The organism is Rhizobium sp. AC44/96, from assembly GCF_001692185.1.
GTDB lineage: Bacteria > Pseudomonadota > Alphaproteobacteria > Rhizobiales > Rhizobiaceae > Rhizobium.
The window spans coordinates 105,985-120,149 of the sequence record NZ_LXKO01000001.1 but is presented as its reverse complement, the minus strand read 5'-3'; the positions used below and the strand labels follow the sequence as shown (position 1 = coordinate 120,149).

Annotated in this window: 16 protein-coding genes; 8 read left to right on the top strand and 8 right to left on the bottom strand. The window is 61.3% G+C overall.

Features of this window, described 5'->3' with window-relative positions; genetic code table 11:
• Window positions 1-12 precede the first annotated feature (12 nt).
• The 6 genes from ptsN to lptC all read right to left on the bottom strand — a co-directional run bounded on the left by ptsN (window position 13) and on the right by lptC (window position 5,258).
• Entirely contained in the window at window positions 13-477 is a 465-nt protein-coding gene (ptsN, locus tag A6U87_RS00560) for a PTS IIA-like nitrogen regulatory protein PtsN (protein ID WP_065689308.1), read from the bottom strand.
• A gap of 63 nt (window positions 478-540) precedes the next feature.
• Window positions 541-1,116 (bottom strand): ribosome-associated translation inhibitor RaiA, encoded by a 576-nt coding sequence (gene raiA / locus A6U87_RS00555; protein ID WP_065689307.1) that lies wholly within the window; start codon window positions 1,114-1,116, stop codon window positions 541-543.
• Between the two features lie 249 nt (window positions 1,117-1,365).
• Window positions 1,366-2,928, bottom strand: coding sequence for an RNA polymerase factor sigma-54 (rpoN, locus tag A6U87_RS00550; RefSeq protein WP_065689306.1), 1,563 nt, complete (start codon window positions 2,926-2,928; stop codon window positions 1,366-1,368).
• A 156-nt stretch (window positions 2,929-3,084) separates the two neighbouring features.
• Entirely contained in the window at window positions 3,085-3,870 is a 786-nt protein-coding gene (gene lptB / locus A6U87_RS00545) for an LPS export ABC transporter ATP-binding protein (protein ID WP_065689305.1), read from the bottom strand.
• Between the two features lie 39 nt (window positions 3,871-3,909).
• A complete protein-coding gene (locus A6U87_RS00540; protein ID WP_065689304.1) occupies window positions 3,910-4,578 on the bottom strand; it encodes an LptA/OstA family protein in 669 nt (222 codons plus the stop codon).
• Between the two features lie 14 nt (window positions 4,579-4,592).
• Complete coding sequence (gene lptC, locus A6U87_RS00535) at window positions 4,593-5,258, bottom strand: LPS export ABC transporter periplasmic protein LptC (protein WP_065689303.1); 666 nt, start codon at window positions 5,256-5,258, stop codon at window positions 4,593-4,595.
• 212 nt (window positions 5,259-5,470) lie between these two features.
• Between lptC and sppA the strand changes: the two genes are divergently transcribed.
• The 4 genes from sppA to A6U87_RS00515 all read left to right on the top strand — a co-directional run bounded on the left by sppA (window position 5,471) and on the right by A6U87_RS00515 (window position 8,314).
• A complete protein-coding gene (gene sppA / locus A6U87_RS00530) occupies window positions 5,471-6,421 on the top strand; it encodes a signal peptide peptidase SppA (protein ID WP_065689302.1) in 951 nt (316 codons plus the stop codon).
• A gap of 29 nt (window positions 6,422-6,450) precedes the next feature.
• Window positions 6,451-6,750: an integration host factor subunit beta gene (locus A6U87_RS00525; RefSeq protein ID WP_018898213.1), complete on the top strand. Its 300-nt coding sequence runs from the start codon at window positions 6,451-6,453 to the stop codon at window positions 6,748-6,750.
• Between the two features lie 125 nt (window positions 6,751-6,875).
• Window positions 6,876-7,208 carry a LapA family protein gene (locus A6U87_RS00520; RefSeq protein WP_065689301.1) on the top strand — a complete coding sequence of 111 codons (333 nt, stop codon included), beginning with the start codon at window positions 6,876-6,878 and terminating at the stop codon, window positions 7,206-7,208.
• Between the two features lie 200 nt (window positions 7,209-7,408).
• Window positions 7,409-8,314: a S1C family serine protease gene (locus A6U87_RS00515; RefSeq protein ID WP_065689300.1), complete on the top strand. Its 906-nt coding sequence runs from the start codon at window positions 7,409-7,411 to the stop codon at window positions 8,312-8,314.
• 9 nt (window positions 8,315-8,323) lie between these two features.
• Here the strand turns inward: A6U87_RS00515 and A6U87_RS00510 are convergent, their stop codons facing one another.
• Both A6U87_RS00510 and A6U87_RS00505 read right to left on the bottom strand, forming a co-directional pair.
• On the bottom strand, window positions 8,324-8,758 hold the full coding sequence (locus A6U87_RS00510) for a GNAT family N-acetyltransferase (protein ID WP_065690185.1): 435 nt from the start codon (window positions 8,756-8,758) through the stop codon (window positions 8,324-8,326).
• A 49-nt stretch (window positions 8,759-8,807) separates the two neighbouring features.
• A complete protein-coding gene (locus A6U87_RS00505) occupies window positions 8,808-9,260 on the bottom strand; it encodes a carbon monoxide dehydrogenase subunit G (RefSeq protein ID WP_065689299.1) in 453 nt (150 codons plus the stop codon).
• 117 nt (window positions 9,261-9,377) lie between these two features.
• On the opposite strand from A6U87_RS00505, the gene A6U87_RS00500 reads away from it, so the two are divergent.
• From A6U87_RS00500 to A6U87_RS00485, 4 genes are read left to right on the top strand one after another with little or no spacing between them, the layout of a single operon-like run.
• Complete coding sequence (locus A6U87_RS00500; protein WP_065689298.1) at window positions 9,378-10,469, top strand: class I SAM-dependent methyltransferase; 1,092 nt, start codon at window positions 9,378-9,380, stop codon at window positions 10,467-10,469.
• Window positions 10,466-11,326 (top strand): RNA methyltransferase, encoded by an 861-nt coding sequence (locus tag A6U87_RS00495; RefSeq protein WP_065689297.1) that lies wholly within the window; start codon window positions 10,466-10,468, stop codon window positions 11,324-11,326. The genes A6U87_RS00500 and A6U87_RS00495 overlap by 4 nt, the downstream gene beginning before the upstream one ends.
• Entirely contained in the window at window positions 11,323-11,826 is a 504-nt protein-coding gene (lspA, locus tag A6U87_RS00490; RefSeq protein WP_065689296.1) for a signal peptidase II, read from the top strand. The genes A6U87_RS00495 and lspA overlap by 4 nt, the downstream gene beginning before the upstream one ends.
• 55 nt (window positions 11,827-11,881) lie before the next feature.
• Entirely contained in the window at window positions 11,882-14,149 is a 2,268-nt protein-coding gene (locus A6U87_RS00485; RefSeq protein WP_065689295.1) for a hybrid sensor histidine kinase/response regulator, read from the top strand.
• Window positions 14,150-14,165: the final 16 nt, after the last annotated feature.

Below are 14,165 nucleotides of genomic sequence, written 5' to 3'. Positions count from 1 at the left end.
GTTCTATCGAAATCAGGCCGCGTTCGAGGTCTGCTCTTCGTTCAGGAATGCATAGATCGCCGAAGCCGAATCCGTCGCGCGCAGCTTGGCGACGAGATCGTGATCACGCAGCACGCGCGCGATGCGCGACAGAGCCTTGAGGTGGTCCGCACCGGCCCCTTCAGGCGCCAGGAGCAGAAACACGAGATCGACCGGCTGATCGTCCAACGCTTCGAAATCGACCGGCTGGTCGAGGCGCGCAAAGATGCCGACAATGGAATGGATGCTTGCGAGCTTGCCGTGGGGAATGGCGATGCCGTTGCCTACGCCGGTGGAACCAAGGCGCTCACGTTGCAGAACGACGTCGAAAATTTCCCGCTCGGACAGCCCGGTGACCTTGGACGCCTTGGACGCCAATTCCTGGAGGAGCTGTTTCTTGGAACTTACCCTGAGGGCGGGAATGATCGCATTTTGCTGCAGCAAATCTGCCAATGCCATTTCTTCTTCCTTCTGCGCCAAGACTCGGAGGAGCGGCGGGTTCCGCCGCTCCTCGCTTTCATCTCAGCTTTTGATGTTGGCTGCGTCTATCCAGCCAATGTTGCCGTCTTGCCGACGGTAAACGATGTTCAATTGTTCTTTGCCGGGGCTGCGGAACACCAGCAACGGTTCGTCCGTCATATCGAGCGCCATCACGGCGGTCGCAACAGACATGGTCTTCAACTGCTTGGTACTTTCTGCGACGATGGCCGGCGCGAAATCGTCGGGAATTTCATCGTCGTGATCCGGCATACCGTCCATGACGGTGTAGGCGACTTCGGCAAAACCATTCAGATGATTCCCGGCGTGATGATCCTTCAGCTTGCGCTTGTAGCGGCGAAGTCGCTTCTCAATACGTGCGGAAGCGGCATCGAAGGCCAACTGCGGATCCATCGCTTCTCCGGCTGCGTGCAAAACCACGCCGCTGTCGAGATGAACCTTGCAATCGGCGGAAAAGCGGGCGTTGGCCTTCTGCACGATGACCTGACTAGAATACCCTCCGTCGAAGTATTTCGTGACGGCCACACCAATTTGGTCCTCGATCCGCTGACGGAACGAGTCACCAATTTCCATATGTTTACCGGATACACGCACACTCATGGAGTTTCCCTTCTTATGTGGTTTGCGAGTACCAGTTTACGCCAAGGCTCATCCGCATCCAAGCACTTCGCGCGATCCCAAGCAAGATCGACCGAAGTTCTCGGCTGCGTGCGCCCTGAGGATGATGGGGATAACCTCCGACGCTATCCACAGCGCCGATTTCGGCGGCTTCTAGCCAGAAGTTACCAAAAAGTCAACAGGCAGTCTATTTCACGCGGGAATACACGCACAGGTCACATGTGACCGAACTCAAAAGCCGGCGACTTTCGCCAAGGCCCGCTTCTCCCGCCGGCGCTGCACGGACGAAGCAATGTTCATGGCCTCACGATACTTCGCAACCGTGCGACGAGCAAGCTCGATGCCCGACTTCTTGAGGATATCCACGATATCGTCATCCGACAGCACGGCCTCGGGGCTCTCCTGCATGATGAGAGTCCGGATCTTGTGACGCACCGCCTCCGCGGAATGGCTGTCGCCACCCTCCACGGCGCCGATGGAGACGGTGAAGAAGTACTTGAGCTCGAACAGCCCGCGCGGCGTCAGCATGTACTTGTTCGAGGTGACGCGGCTGACGGTGGATTCATGCATCTTGATGGCGTCGGCCACGGTCTTCAGGTTGAGCGGGCGCAGGTGATCGACGCCGTGCATCAGAAATGCATCCTGTTGGCGCACGATCTCGGTCGCCACCTTCATGATCGTCTTGGCGCGCTGATCGAGGCTGCGCGTCAACCAGTTGGCATTCTGCAGGCACTCCGACAGGAAGGAGTGATCCTCGCCATTCTTTGCCACGTTGGCGAAGTAAGACTGATTGACGAGCACGCGCGGCAGCGTGTCCGGATTGAGTTCGACAAGCCAGCTTCCATCGGACGCGGCCCTGACGACCACATCGGGCATGATCGCTTCCGAAATCCCCGCCTCGAAGCCGCTGCCGGGCTTCGGGTTGAGCTGGCGGATCTCGCCGAGCATATCGAGAAGATCTTCCTCGTCGACACCGCAAAGGCGCTTCAGTGTCGCGAAATCGCGCCGCGCAAGCAGTTCCAGGTTGCCGACCAGTGCCTGCATTGCCGGATCGTAGCGATCCTTCTGGCGCAGCTGGATGGCAAGACATTCCGCAAGATTGCGGGCAAAGACGCCGGGCGGATCAAGGGTCTGCAGTGCCGAAAGCACCCGCTCCATGTCCGCCGGATCGGCGCCGAGGCGCTCCGCCACCTCGCCAAGGTCGGCGTGCAGGTAGCCAGCCTCGTCGAGTTGGTCGACAAGGTTTTGTGCGATCAGGCTATCGGCAACGTCGGGCAGGACGAAAGGCAGCTGCTGCGTGAGGTAGTCGCGAAGCGACACCTGCCCGGCAACGAAATCATCAAGGTCATAGGCCTCGGCCCCCTCGCCGCCTCCGGGCATCGACTTCCACTGGCTGATCAGCTCCGGCGCATCGGCCCGCGGCGGCACGCCGTCATCGGGAAAGACGTTGGCGTAGTTGGCGTCCAGCTCATCGTTCATGCGATTGGCGCCGGCGCCGTCGGAGCGATCGGACCAGTCGCCGGACATGACTTCCGTGCCGCTGTCGTAATCGTCGTCGGATTTCGCGTCTTCCGTCTGGCGCGCGTAACCATCGTCCTCGTCGGCGCCGCGCTCGCTGCCCGTTTCGGCATCACCTGACGGAAATTCCAGCAGCGGGTTCTTCTCGACTTCCTGCGCGATGAACTGATTGAGCTCGAAGTGCGTCATCTGCAGCAACTGGATGGATTGCATCAGTTGCGGTGTCATCACCAGTGATTGGCTCTGGCGCAGGTAAAGATTGGCCGACAGTGCCATGATGGACGCGAAACTCCCGTTAATTCCTCCAGGAAACCGCATCCTATAACGGGCTCAGGCCACGGAAATCCAAGTTGGCCCAAAAATTGCTTTTTTATTGAATTTGGTCAAGCGGTAGATGACAGGAAGGTGAATTTCCGTCGGATCCGCTGCCCGTCAGAGACTGAAGTTGTCGCCGAGATAAAGCCTGCGCACTTCGGGGTTGTTGACGATGTCATTCGCCCGACCATGGGTCAGCACTTCGCCCGCATGGATGATATAGGCGCGGTCGATCAGGCCGAGCGTCTCGCGGACATTGTGATCGGTGATCAGAACACCGATGCCGCGTGCCGTCAGGTGATGCACCAGGTTCTGAATGTCGGCGACCGAAATAGGGTCGACACCCGCGAAAGGCTCGTCGAGAAGCATGAAGGTCGGATCGGTGGCTAGGGCGCGCGCGATTTCCAGGCGGCGGCGTTCACCACCCGACAGCGATACCGCAGCACTCTTGCGGAGCTTGCGGATGTGGAACTCGTCAAGCAGCTCGTCGAGCTTCTTCTCGCGCGCCGCTTTGTCCTTCACATGCACTTCCAGTACAGCGCGGATATTCTCTTCGACCGTCAGGCCGCGGAAAATCGACGCTTCCTGCGGGAGGTAGCCAACGCCCAGGCGCGAGCGGCGATACATCGGCATCGTCGTCACGTCGTTGCCGTCGATCTCGATGGTGCCTTCGTCGACCGGCACGAGACCCGTGATCATATAAAAGCAGGTCGTCTTGCCGGCGCCGTTCGGCCCGAGCAGGCCGACAGCCTCGCCACGCCGCACGACCAGCGAAACACCGTTCACCACCCGTCGGGTGCTGTAGGTCTTGGTCAGACCGCGCGCGATCAGGGTGCCCTGATAGCGGGTCTTGTCCACGGCCCCAGCATCGGCCGCAGCCTGCGGCCCGGCCTTGCCGAACATTGTCGTTAGCGAGAATAATTTCACGTGGTCAGGCCGGGGTCAGTTCTTTTTCTGGGATTGTGGATCGAGCTGGATCTGGACGCGCCCCCCGCAGCTGTCCAGTTGCGCCTGTCCCGTTGCCATGTGCACAGTCAGCTGGCAGCCGGTGAAGACGTTCGGTCCGTCGGACAGCACAACCTTGTCACCCTTGAGGATGAACAGCTGTTGCGCCATGTCGAAGGAGCCGTTGTCGGCCGTCGCTGTCTGCGTGCCGGAGCTCAGGAACACCTTGCCGGTCACGATGATGTGATCAATATCGGCATTGCCGGAGCCGAACGAGGTAGAGCCGGCGTCGGCCGCCTTCTTGTCCGTTGCCGGCTTTTCAGTCGCTGGTTTGTCGGTCGCTGGCTTGTCCGCCGCCGGTGTCGCGGCAGCATCTGCGGCGCCAGCCTTTGGCTTGTAGTAGACGGTCATGTGACCGGCCTGCAGGGTCGTCGTCCCCTGAACTACCTTGACGTTGCCGGTGAAGTCGGCCGTATGCTCCTGATCGTGGATTTCCAGCTTGTCGCTTTCGATCTGGATCGGCTCGTCCTTGTTCAGCTTCAGACCACTCATCTGGCTGGTCGTCGCCTGCGCGAACGCACCTCCCGCCAGAAGCAGAAGTGCCAGCGCACCGTTGAAAAATACTGCGCCCGGCTTGCGGGCTGAAATGCGACAATCGTTTGTCATAGTAACCCGGCTTGTTAAGTGCCCTGTTTGCGAATAACGGATGGATCAACATTCATTCGAACATTCCCCTCGAATGTGATCGTTCGCCCCTTATCCGTCATCTTGAGCGAGCGCGCAACAACCGAAGCGCCTTCTTTTTCAATCGTCACCGGATCGTCCGTCACGAGCTTGCCGCCCTTGATGTCGACCTTGGCGCTCTGGAACTTGGCCGTGATGCCATTGCTCAAGAGCAGATTGAACGGTGACTTGACCGTCAGATTATCCGTCGCGCGGTCATAATCGGCGGAAGTGGCGTCCACGCGGGCGATCAGATCGTCCTTGATCGGAACCGCCGCCTTGATGGTTTCCAGCGTGATGAGGTTCGGATTCTTGATATCCTGCAACGCGCGTTCGGCAAGCATCGAGTAGTTGATGCCATCGGAATTGCGGCCGGAGATCGCGGGCTTTTCCATCACGACCTTGCCGTTTTCAATCTTGGCGCCGGCGATCTTGATGTTTTCAGGCAGGTAGGTTCGTATCACCGACACGCCAATGAAGATCAGCGAAACAACCACAGCCGCGACGGGCAGAAGCACTTTCAGCCGGCGCACGCGCACGGAATGGTGCTGCGCGTCGCCGTAGGCGCTCCGCGCATGCCGTGCATAGGCAGCCTGTCCACCGTCGTTCAATGTGTTGAGCATAAATCAAGTCCGTAGCGATGATCGGTACGCGTATATAGGCACTGCCTCGCCCGATCACAGTTCATGTCGCATTATTACACTAGCTTGCCAATATGGAAATTTTTCTGCAACAAGCAAGAAACGTACAAACTGGCCCCTAGCAGCATTTCCGCGCGCCGTTGAAATCCTACATGGAAACAGTTGCACGAAGCTTGCCGACCCTGGAGGAATGAATGGATAGTTCGATCATCGCGGATCGCCGCCGGCTGCGCCGCAAGCTCGGCTTCTGGCGCATCGTCGCCGTTTTGCTGATCGTGGCGCTGGGGCTGGCGGCTTATTATTTCCTTCTCGGCGACGCCGGAACCCGCCGGCCGCATGTGGCCCATGTGACAATCTCGGGGCTGATTACCGACGACGACGAACTTCTCGAGCGCCTCGGCAAGATCGAGAAGGATGATGCAGTCAAGGCGGTCATCGTCTCCATTTCCTCCCCGGGTGGAACGACATACGGCGGCGAGCGGATCTTCCAGGCCATCCGCGCGATCTCCGCCAAGAAGCCTGTCGTGTCCGATGTGCGCACGCTTGCGGCGTCCGCCGGCTACATGATCGCCACCGCGGGCGACATGATCATTGCCGGGGACAGCTCGATCACCGGCTCGATCGGCGTCATCTTCCAGTATCCGCAGATCAAGCCGCTGCTCGACAAGCTCGGCGTATCGATGGAAGAGATCAAGTCGTCGCCGCTGAAGGCCGAACCATCGCCCTTCCATCCCGCCAGCGAAGAAGCAAAGGCGATGATCAACACCATGATCATCGACAGCTATGGCTGGTTCGTCGATCTCGTCGCAGACCGTCGCAAACTGCCGCGCGACGAGGTGCTGAAGCTGGCCGACGGCACGATCTTCACCGGCCGCCAGGCGCTCAAGGCCAAGCTCATCGACCAGATCGGCGGCAACACGGAAATCCGCGCCTATCTGGCCACGCGCAAGATCGACAAGGACCTGCCGGAAATCGATTGGGACAAGAAGAGCAACACGCCATTTTTCCTCGCCGGAGCCGCATCGCAGATACTGACGCTTCTTGGTTACGGCGATCTCGCCAGGAGCCAGGACCCCACCGGAATTCTGCCGCAGAAGTTGCTTCTTGACGGGCTCGTTTCAGTTTGGCAGGTTGGCCATGATTGATAAGAAATCAATAATTTAAGGGGGCGACTGTGATCAAGTCCGAACTGGTGCAGATAGTTGCTGCACGCAACCCGCATCTCTATCACCGTGACGTTGAAAATATCGTCAACGCGGTCCTCGACGAGATCACCGACGCTCTCGCCGCCGGCAACCGCGTCGAGCTGCGCGGCTTCGGCGCATTTTCGGTCAAGAACCGTCCCTCGCGCTCCGGCCGCAACCCCCGCACGGGCGATACCGTGTTCGTCGAAGAGAAGTGGGTTCCCTTCTTCAAGACCGGCAAGGAACTGCGTGAGCGGCTGAACCCGGGACAGGCCGACCAGGACGATTGATCGTCGCCCGGCGCGGCCTGCTGCGGCGAAACCGCACTTGAAGTTGCCGACGCCCCTTCTATCCTGTGGCTGACGAACAGCGACGCGCAAAAAGACTGCGCGCCGAAGCATATGGAGGCCATGCAATGGCGAAGAAGATCATCAACCTTTTGATTTTGCTGCCTCTCGGCATTGTTCTGATCATCTTCTGCGTCGCCAATCGGCAGAGCGTCACCATGGCATTCAATCCGTTCCGGCCCGAAGATCAGGTTCTGTCGCTGTCTGCCCCGTTCTTCGTCTTCATCTTCATCGCGCTCATCATCGGGATGTTCGCTGGCTCGGCCGTCACCTGGTTCAGCCAGAGCAAACACCGCAAGCGCGCCCGCGCCGAAGCCAAGGAAGCCGTTCGCTGGCAGACCGAGGCTGACCGACACAAGACGCGCGCCGAGGAAATCGCGGGCCAGCTTCCCTCTCGATAATCGAGAACGGGCCTAGCTGCTCAACGTGATCGTCACCGGCAGCCAGCGGTTGGCACTGCCAACCATCTCACGTCAATAAAATCGGGCGTCGAAGACTTGTCGCTGGCAAAGTGTCTTCATAGCTATGTAGAAGATCCGTTGCGCGCCCTGCTAGACCGGCAGTTTCACCGCCTCAGCGCCACGCCTTAGAGGATGAAACCATGGATATCGATAGAATTTTGCGGTCGGTCGTGGCTGTACGCACATCAATCCCGGAAGATGCCTATACGGCCGAGACGCTTGGCATCCGCCGCGAAGGGAGTGGCGTTGTCATCCGGGAATCCGGCCTGGTACTGACCATCGGCTATCTCATCACCGAAGCGGAAGAAGTCTGGCTGACCACCGGCGACGGACGGGTCGTCGCCGCTCATGCGCTCGCCTATGACCAGGAAACCGGCTTCGGCCTCCTGCAGGCTTTGGGCGAGCTTGGGCTTCCTGCGCTTGAGTTCGGCGACGCGAACAAGGCCCAGATCGGCGATCCCGTCGTTCTGGCCGACGGGATCGGCCAGTTCGTCGAGGCCCGGATCGTCGTCAAGCAGGAGTTCGCCGGATATTGGGAGTACTTGCTCGACGAGGCGATCTTCACCACGCCGGCGCATCCTTCATGGGGCGGCGCAGCACTGGTGGACGCGGATGGCAAGCTTCTGGGCATTGGGTCTCTTCGCTTGCAGATGAATAATAAGGGCGAGGTCGCGGACATCAACATGGTGGTGCCGATCAACCTGCTGCCGCCGATCCTTGACGACCTTATGACGCGCGGCCGGGTCAACAAGCCGCCGCGACCGTGGCTCGGCGCTTTCTCGGCCGAGAACAACGGCGACGTTGTCGTCATGAGCGTCGCGGCGGGAAGCCCTGCGGATCAGGCGGGCCTGCAGCAGGGCGACATCATTTCGGAGATCCGCGACGGCGAGGTCGATGGCCTCGCGGATTTCTACCGCAAGGTCTGGAGCAGCGGTGACGCCGGTGCCGAGATCCCGATGCGGGTCCTGCGGGACGGACGTGAAGCCTGGCTGCGTGTCCGCTCGGCAGACCGAAGCAGCTTCCTGAGGAAGCCCCCGCTGCAATAGGCTGATGGGCTACTCCGCAAAGAAGGTCATTTCGTCGTACTCGCCTTCTGCCGAAGTGCCGGTGCCGGTCGAGACAAAGCCGCTGGCGAGGTAAAACGCCCTGGCGCGGCTGTTATTGATCAGGCACTTCAGTCGGTATTTCTGATGGGGCCAGTCCGGCAATGCCCGCAGAAGCGCGCTCCCGGCGCCCTTTCCCTGCCATTCCTTGCTGACGTAGAGCATGTGGATGAAATCGTCGGGCGCCCACAGCGTCATGAAACCTGCGATCTCCCCCTCCGGCGTGCTGGCCAGCCACATGATTTCACCCTGCGTGTGGGTGAAGAAATCCTCGTGCCGGAACCGGCTCGGCTCCACCCAGGTGAAGGTCTCGCGGCGAACCGTCAGGTAGATGTCGGCAAGGTCTTCCCGCTCAGTTCTCTCAGGCGCCCGGATGATCCAGTTGATGGAGACCGGGCTAAACGACGACGCGACGCTTGCCAACGTGTATGTGCTCCTATTCCGCGGCTTTCGCGCTGACCGCCGCGTTGAAATCCGAGAAGAACTGATGCGCCAGCTTCTGCGAGGTCGAGTCGATCAGGCGGGCTCCGAGCTGGGCGATCTTGCCGCCAACCTGCGCGCTTGCCTGATACTGCAGGATCGTTTCGCCGCCATCCTCCTTCAGCGTGACGTCGGCGCCGCCCTTGGCAAAGCCGGCGATCCCGCCCTTGCCCTCGCCTGATATCGTGTAGCTCTCCGGCGCATTGATGTTGGAAAGCGTCACTTCACCGTTGAAGGTCGCAGAAACCGGACCAATCTTGAGCTTGACGGTCGCAGCAAGCTCCGTCGGCGACTTCATCTCAAGGCTCTGGCAGCCCGGAATACACTGCTTCAACACCTCAGGATCATTCAAGGCGGCCCAAACAACATCGCGTGGTGCGGTGATCCGCTCTTCACCCGTCAAGTCCATCCGAAATCCTCCCATTTCGCCGTGCCTGGAACTATCACAGCCGGAAAGCGCTTTGCCAAGGTGAAACGGAATGCTATTTGCACGGGCTCTATCGAATTCAGCACGCGGAAGACCACGTTGAGACAAAAAGAACGCCGGCCGGGCCAGAAGCCCGCCGCCGGGCCCACAGGCGGACGCCGCAGCGACGATCGCGGCACCAGCCGGCCGCTGAAGCCCGCGAGCAAGCCCGCGCCGGTGCGGGAAGCGGCGGCAGCGCCTGCGGCAATCGAACGGCCCCTGACGGCGCGCACGGGTGAGCGGCCCGCAGAGCGCGTGCCGATCATTCTCGAATCCCTCGGCGCCGGCGATTTCCATCTGATCGACAGCGGCAACGGCGAGAAGCTCGAACAATACGGGCCGTTCCGCATCGTTCGGCCGGAGGGCCAGGCGTTGTGGCAGCCTTCCCTTCCAAAGCACGTATGGGAGAAGGTCGATGCCGCCTTCACCGGCGATACCGACGAGGAAGGCACCGGGCGCTGGCGGTTTCCGAAGGAAGCCCTGGGCGAGACCTGGCCGCTCAATCTTCTCGGCGTCGATTTCTTCGGCCGTTTCACCTCCTTCCGCCACGTCGGCGTGTTTCCCGAGCAGATCGTCCACTGGACCTGGATGAAACAGCAGGTCGAGGCCGCCGGGCGTCCGCTGAAGGTGCTGAACCTCTTCGGCTACACCGGCGTTGCCTCGCTGGTAGCGGCAGCCGCCGGCGCGGAGGTTACCCACGTGGACGCCTCCAAGAAGGCGATCGGCTGGGCGCGCGAGAACCAGGCGCTGAGCCGGCTGGACAAGGCGCCGATCCGCTGGATCTGCGAAGATGCCATGAAGTTCATCCTGCGCGAGGAGCGGCGCGGCAATACCTACGACATCATTCTCACCGACCCGCCGAAGTTCGGTCGCGGTCCGAACGGCGAGGTCTGGCATCTATTCGACCACCTGCCCTTGATGCTCGACGTCTGCCGCGAGATCCTGTCCCCGAAGGCCGTCGGTCTCGTGCTGACCGCCTATTCGATCCGCGCCAGCTTCTATTCGATCCACGAACTGATGCGCGAGACGATGCGCGGCGCCGGCGGCGTGGTCGAGTCCGGCGAGCTGGTGATCCGTGAGGCCGGGCTGGACGGCAAGACGCCGGGCCGCGCGCTCTCTACCTCCCTCTTCTCCCGCTGGGTGCCGAAATGAGCCACGAACACAGGGGCTCCGGCCCGCACAGGGTCGGGCAGGTGAAGGAAGTGACTTCGCTCGCCAATCCGATCATCAAGGATATCAAGGCGCTCAGCGACAAGAAGACCCGCGAGCAGAGCGGCACCTTCATGGCCGAGGGCCTGAAGCTGGTGATCGATGCCATCGAGCTCGGCTGGACGATCCGCACGCTGGTCTATGCCAAGGCAGCCAAGGGCAAGCCCCTGGTCGAGCAGATGGCGGCGAAGACCATCGCATCCGGCGGTCTGGTGCTCGAGGTCAGCGAGAAGGTGCTCTCATCGGTCACCCGTCGCGACAATCCGCAGATGGTGGTCGGCATCTTCGAGACCCGCTGGAAGCCGCTGCGCGACATTCATCCGAAGCAAGGTGAAACCTGGATCGCGCTCGACCGCGTCCGCGACCCGGGCAATCTCGGCACCATCATTCGCACGGCGGATGCGGCTGGCGCTTCCGGCGTCATCCTCGTCGGCGAAACCACCGATCCGTTTTCGCTGGAGACGGTGCGCGCCACCATGGGTTCGGTGTTTGCCGTCCCGGTCGCGCGCGCGACGCCGGAGGAGTTCATCGCCTGGAAGAAGCACGCCGGCGTTTCGGTGGTGGCAACCCATCTCGCCGGCTCGGTGGACTACCGGACGATCGACTACAAGAAGAAGCCCGTCGTTATCCTCATGGGCAACGAGCAATCCGGCCTGCCCGACCATCTCGCAAAGGAAGCCGATGCGCTTGCGCGCATTCCTCAGCAGGGCCGCGCCGACTCGCTTAATCTCGCGGTCGCCAGCGCCGTGATGATGTTCGAAGCGCGGCGCCATCTCCTCTCACTCGACGAGGCCAAATGACCGAGCAGACGCTAGACCGCCCAACGCTCTTTTCGCGCCCCCTGCCGATCCTGATCTTCATCGTCATCGCCGTTGTGCTCGACCAGATCGTCAAGATCGTCGTCGACCATACGCTGCCGTTGCAGGAAGTGGTGCCTGTCATCCCGATGCTGGCGCTCTATCGGACCTATAATCTCGGCGTCGCCTTCTCGATGCTGTCGGGGATGGACGGCTGGTTCATCGTCGGCATGCGACTGGTCATCGTTGCCTTTGTCATCTGGCTGTGGCGCCGCACCGGCAAGCAACGCACCTTCGCGCACCTCGGCTATGCCTTCATCATCGCGGGCGCGCTCGGCAACCTGATCGACCGCTTTCTCTATGGCCATGTGATCGACTACATCCTGTTCCATACAGAGACATGGTCGTTCGCAGTCTTCAACCTGGCCGACAGTTTTATCACGATCGGCGCGGGATGCGTGATATTAGACGAGCTGATGCAACCTAAAAGCACAAACGCCTAAAATTTTATCTGTTTGCTGAAGGCATTCGGAACGGGCGTCATGCTAGTCGAATGCCATGGTTGGTCTGGGTCGATTGCACGAAAAGCTGGCCGCCGCATTCGGCGGGCAAGCTGCTCATCACGGCGATGAGCAGGCTGCGGACGACTTTACCTTCAAAAACGCAGGCCCGGCGCGACCGGCGCGGTCAGGGATCGCATCACGCAAGCTGCTGTCGTTCTGGCTCGGTGGCGTCGGTCTCACCGTCGGCCTTCTGCTCCTGGCGCTTGCCAAGCTGGGCGGTGTGTTTCTTCTTTCAATCGGAATCGCCGTCACGGCTCTCCTGCTTGTCGTCGCCCTTGCGGTCCTCTCTGTCCGGGGGAGTGGCAGGCGTCGCGCCGCGGAGAGGCACGGCCCGACCGGGCAAGGCGGAACGCAGCTGCTGGCCGACATCCACGATGCGCTCGGCGATATTGCCGTTACCCGTGGCATGGATCGCCGCATCATCGCCGCCAACACCACCTTCCGCCGGTTGACGGGCCGCCTCAATCCGGAGGGCCTGACCTGCGAGGAGATGGGCATCGCCTTTCGTCCCGGTGCCGAACCGCACCGCTATGACGTCGAGGTCTCGACGCCGGAGGGGCAGCGGATCTTTTTCTGGAGCGATATCATCGTGCGCGGTCCGGTGGATGGCCGCATGCTGTTGCAGAGCATCGCGCGCGACGTCACGGACGAGCGCCTGGTGGCATACGCCCGCGAGGAGGCACGCCAGAAGGCGGAATACAACAGCGCTGCCAAGTCGCGGCTGCTTGCCACCGTCAGCCACGAGCTGCGCACGCCGCTTTCCGGCATCCTTGGCATGACGCATTTGTTCACCGAAAGCCGGCTGACGCAGGAGCAGCAGAACTATCTGACGGGGATCCGCCAGTCCGGCCACGCGCTCACCCAGCTGGTGGAGGATCTGCTCGACTTCTCGACGATCGAGGTCGGTCGTTTCCAGCTCAGGCCACGCCTGGAATCGCTGCGAACACTGCTCGAAAGCGTCGTCGAAATGCTGGCGCACCGCGCCCACGAGAAGGGCATCGAGATCGGCGCGACCGTATCGTCCGACGTGCCGGAACTGATGAACTTCGACCCTGCGCGCTTGCGGCAGGTTCTCTTCAACGTGATCGGCAATGCAGTCAAGTTCACGCAGGTGGGCGGCGTGTTCGTTCGCGTTTCGCTGCAGGATGACGATCTGCACATCAGCGTGACCGACACCGGACCGGGCATGACGGACGAGGAGCAGGCACGCATCTTCGGCGAATTCGAGCAGGCCGGCAGCATCGTCGACAAGAGCAACGGCACCGGCCTCGGACTGGCGATCTCCGCCCGCATCATGCGCGAATTCGGCGGTTCGCTGACTGTCGCGAGCGAACGGGGCACGGGCAGCGAATTCAGCATCCGCTTTCGCGTCGATCTTCCGGAGGAAGCGCGCGGCCGGCGGGACGCCGTGCTCGCAGGAAACGTCGTCGTGCTGTTGGCGCCCGCAGGGGCGGCCCGCATGGCAACCGCCGAAACCATCGGCACGCTCGGCGGCGATTGCCATCTCGTCAGCGACGGGGTGGCCGCGCGTGAGCTGCTGCTGGAAATGGCCAAGGGAGGCCGCCGGCCAACCGATATCATCGTCGATCATCGCATGTCCGCGGAATTCGCGACGCATCTCGCCGATCGAACGGAGATCGCGGCACTTGGGCTGCGCAAGATCTTCCTCGTCAATCCGGAAGAGCGCAGCTCGCACTCGCTCGACCTCTTCGATGCCTGGCTCATCCGGCCGCTGCGGGAGCAGTCGCTGATCGACGTGCTGCGCGGCCGCATTCGCGGCATGGAGAAGCGCGATGCCTTGAACGACAACCAGCCTGGCTTTAGCGCGGCGATCCCCGAACAGGGCAATCAACACGGTCTCAATATCCTGCTCGCCGAAGACGATCCGATCAATGCCATGCTGATCCGCGCCATGCTGGAGAAGGCGGGGCATACGGTTCACCACGTCGAGGACTTCGAGGCTCTTCTCGACCGGGCGCTCGGTGAGCGGAGCGTGCGTCCAGACATCGTCATCAGCGATCTTTCCATGCCAGGTGGCGACGGTATCGAGATGATTGGCCGGCTACGTGGGCATGAGCGCCGGCTCGACGTTCCCTCGGTGCCGATCATCGTTCTGACGGCCGACAAGCGCGACGAATCCCGCAGACAAGTCTTGCTGAACGGCGCAAACCGCGTCATGCTAAAGCCCATTGATCCCATACGGCTGCTGACAGAAGTTCAGGCCGTGGCCGCACTCTCTGCACGCCGATCTGAAGCGCTATAACCGCCTTGCAACACCT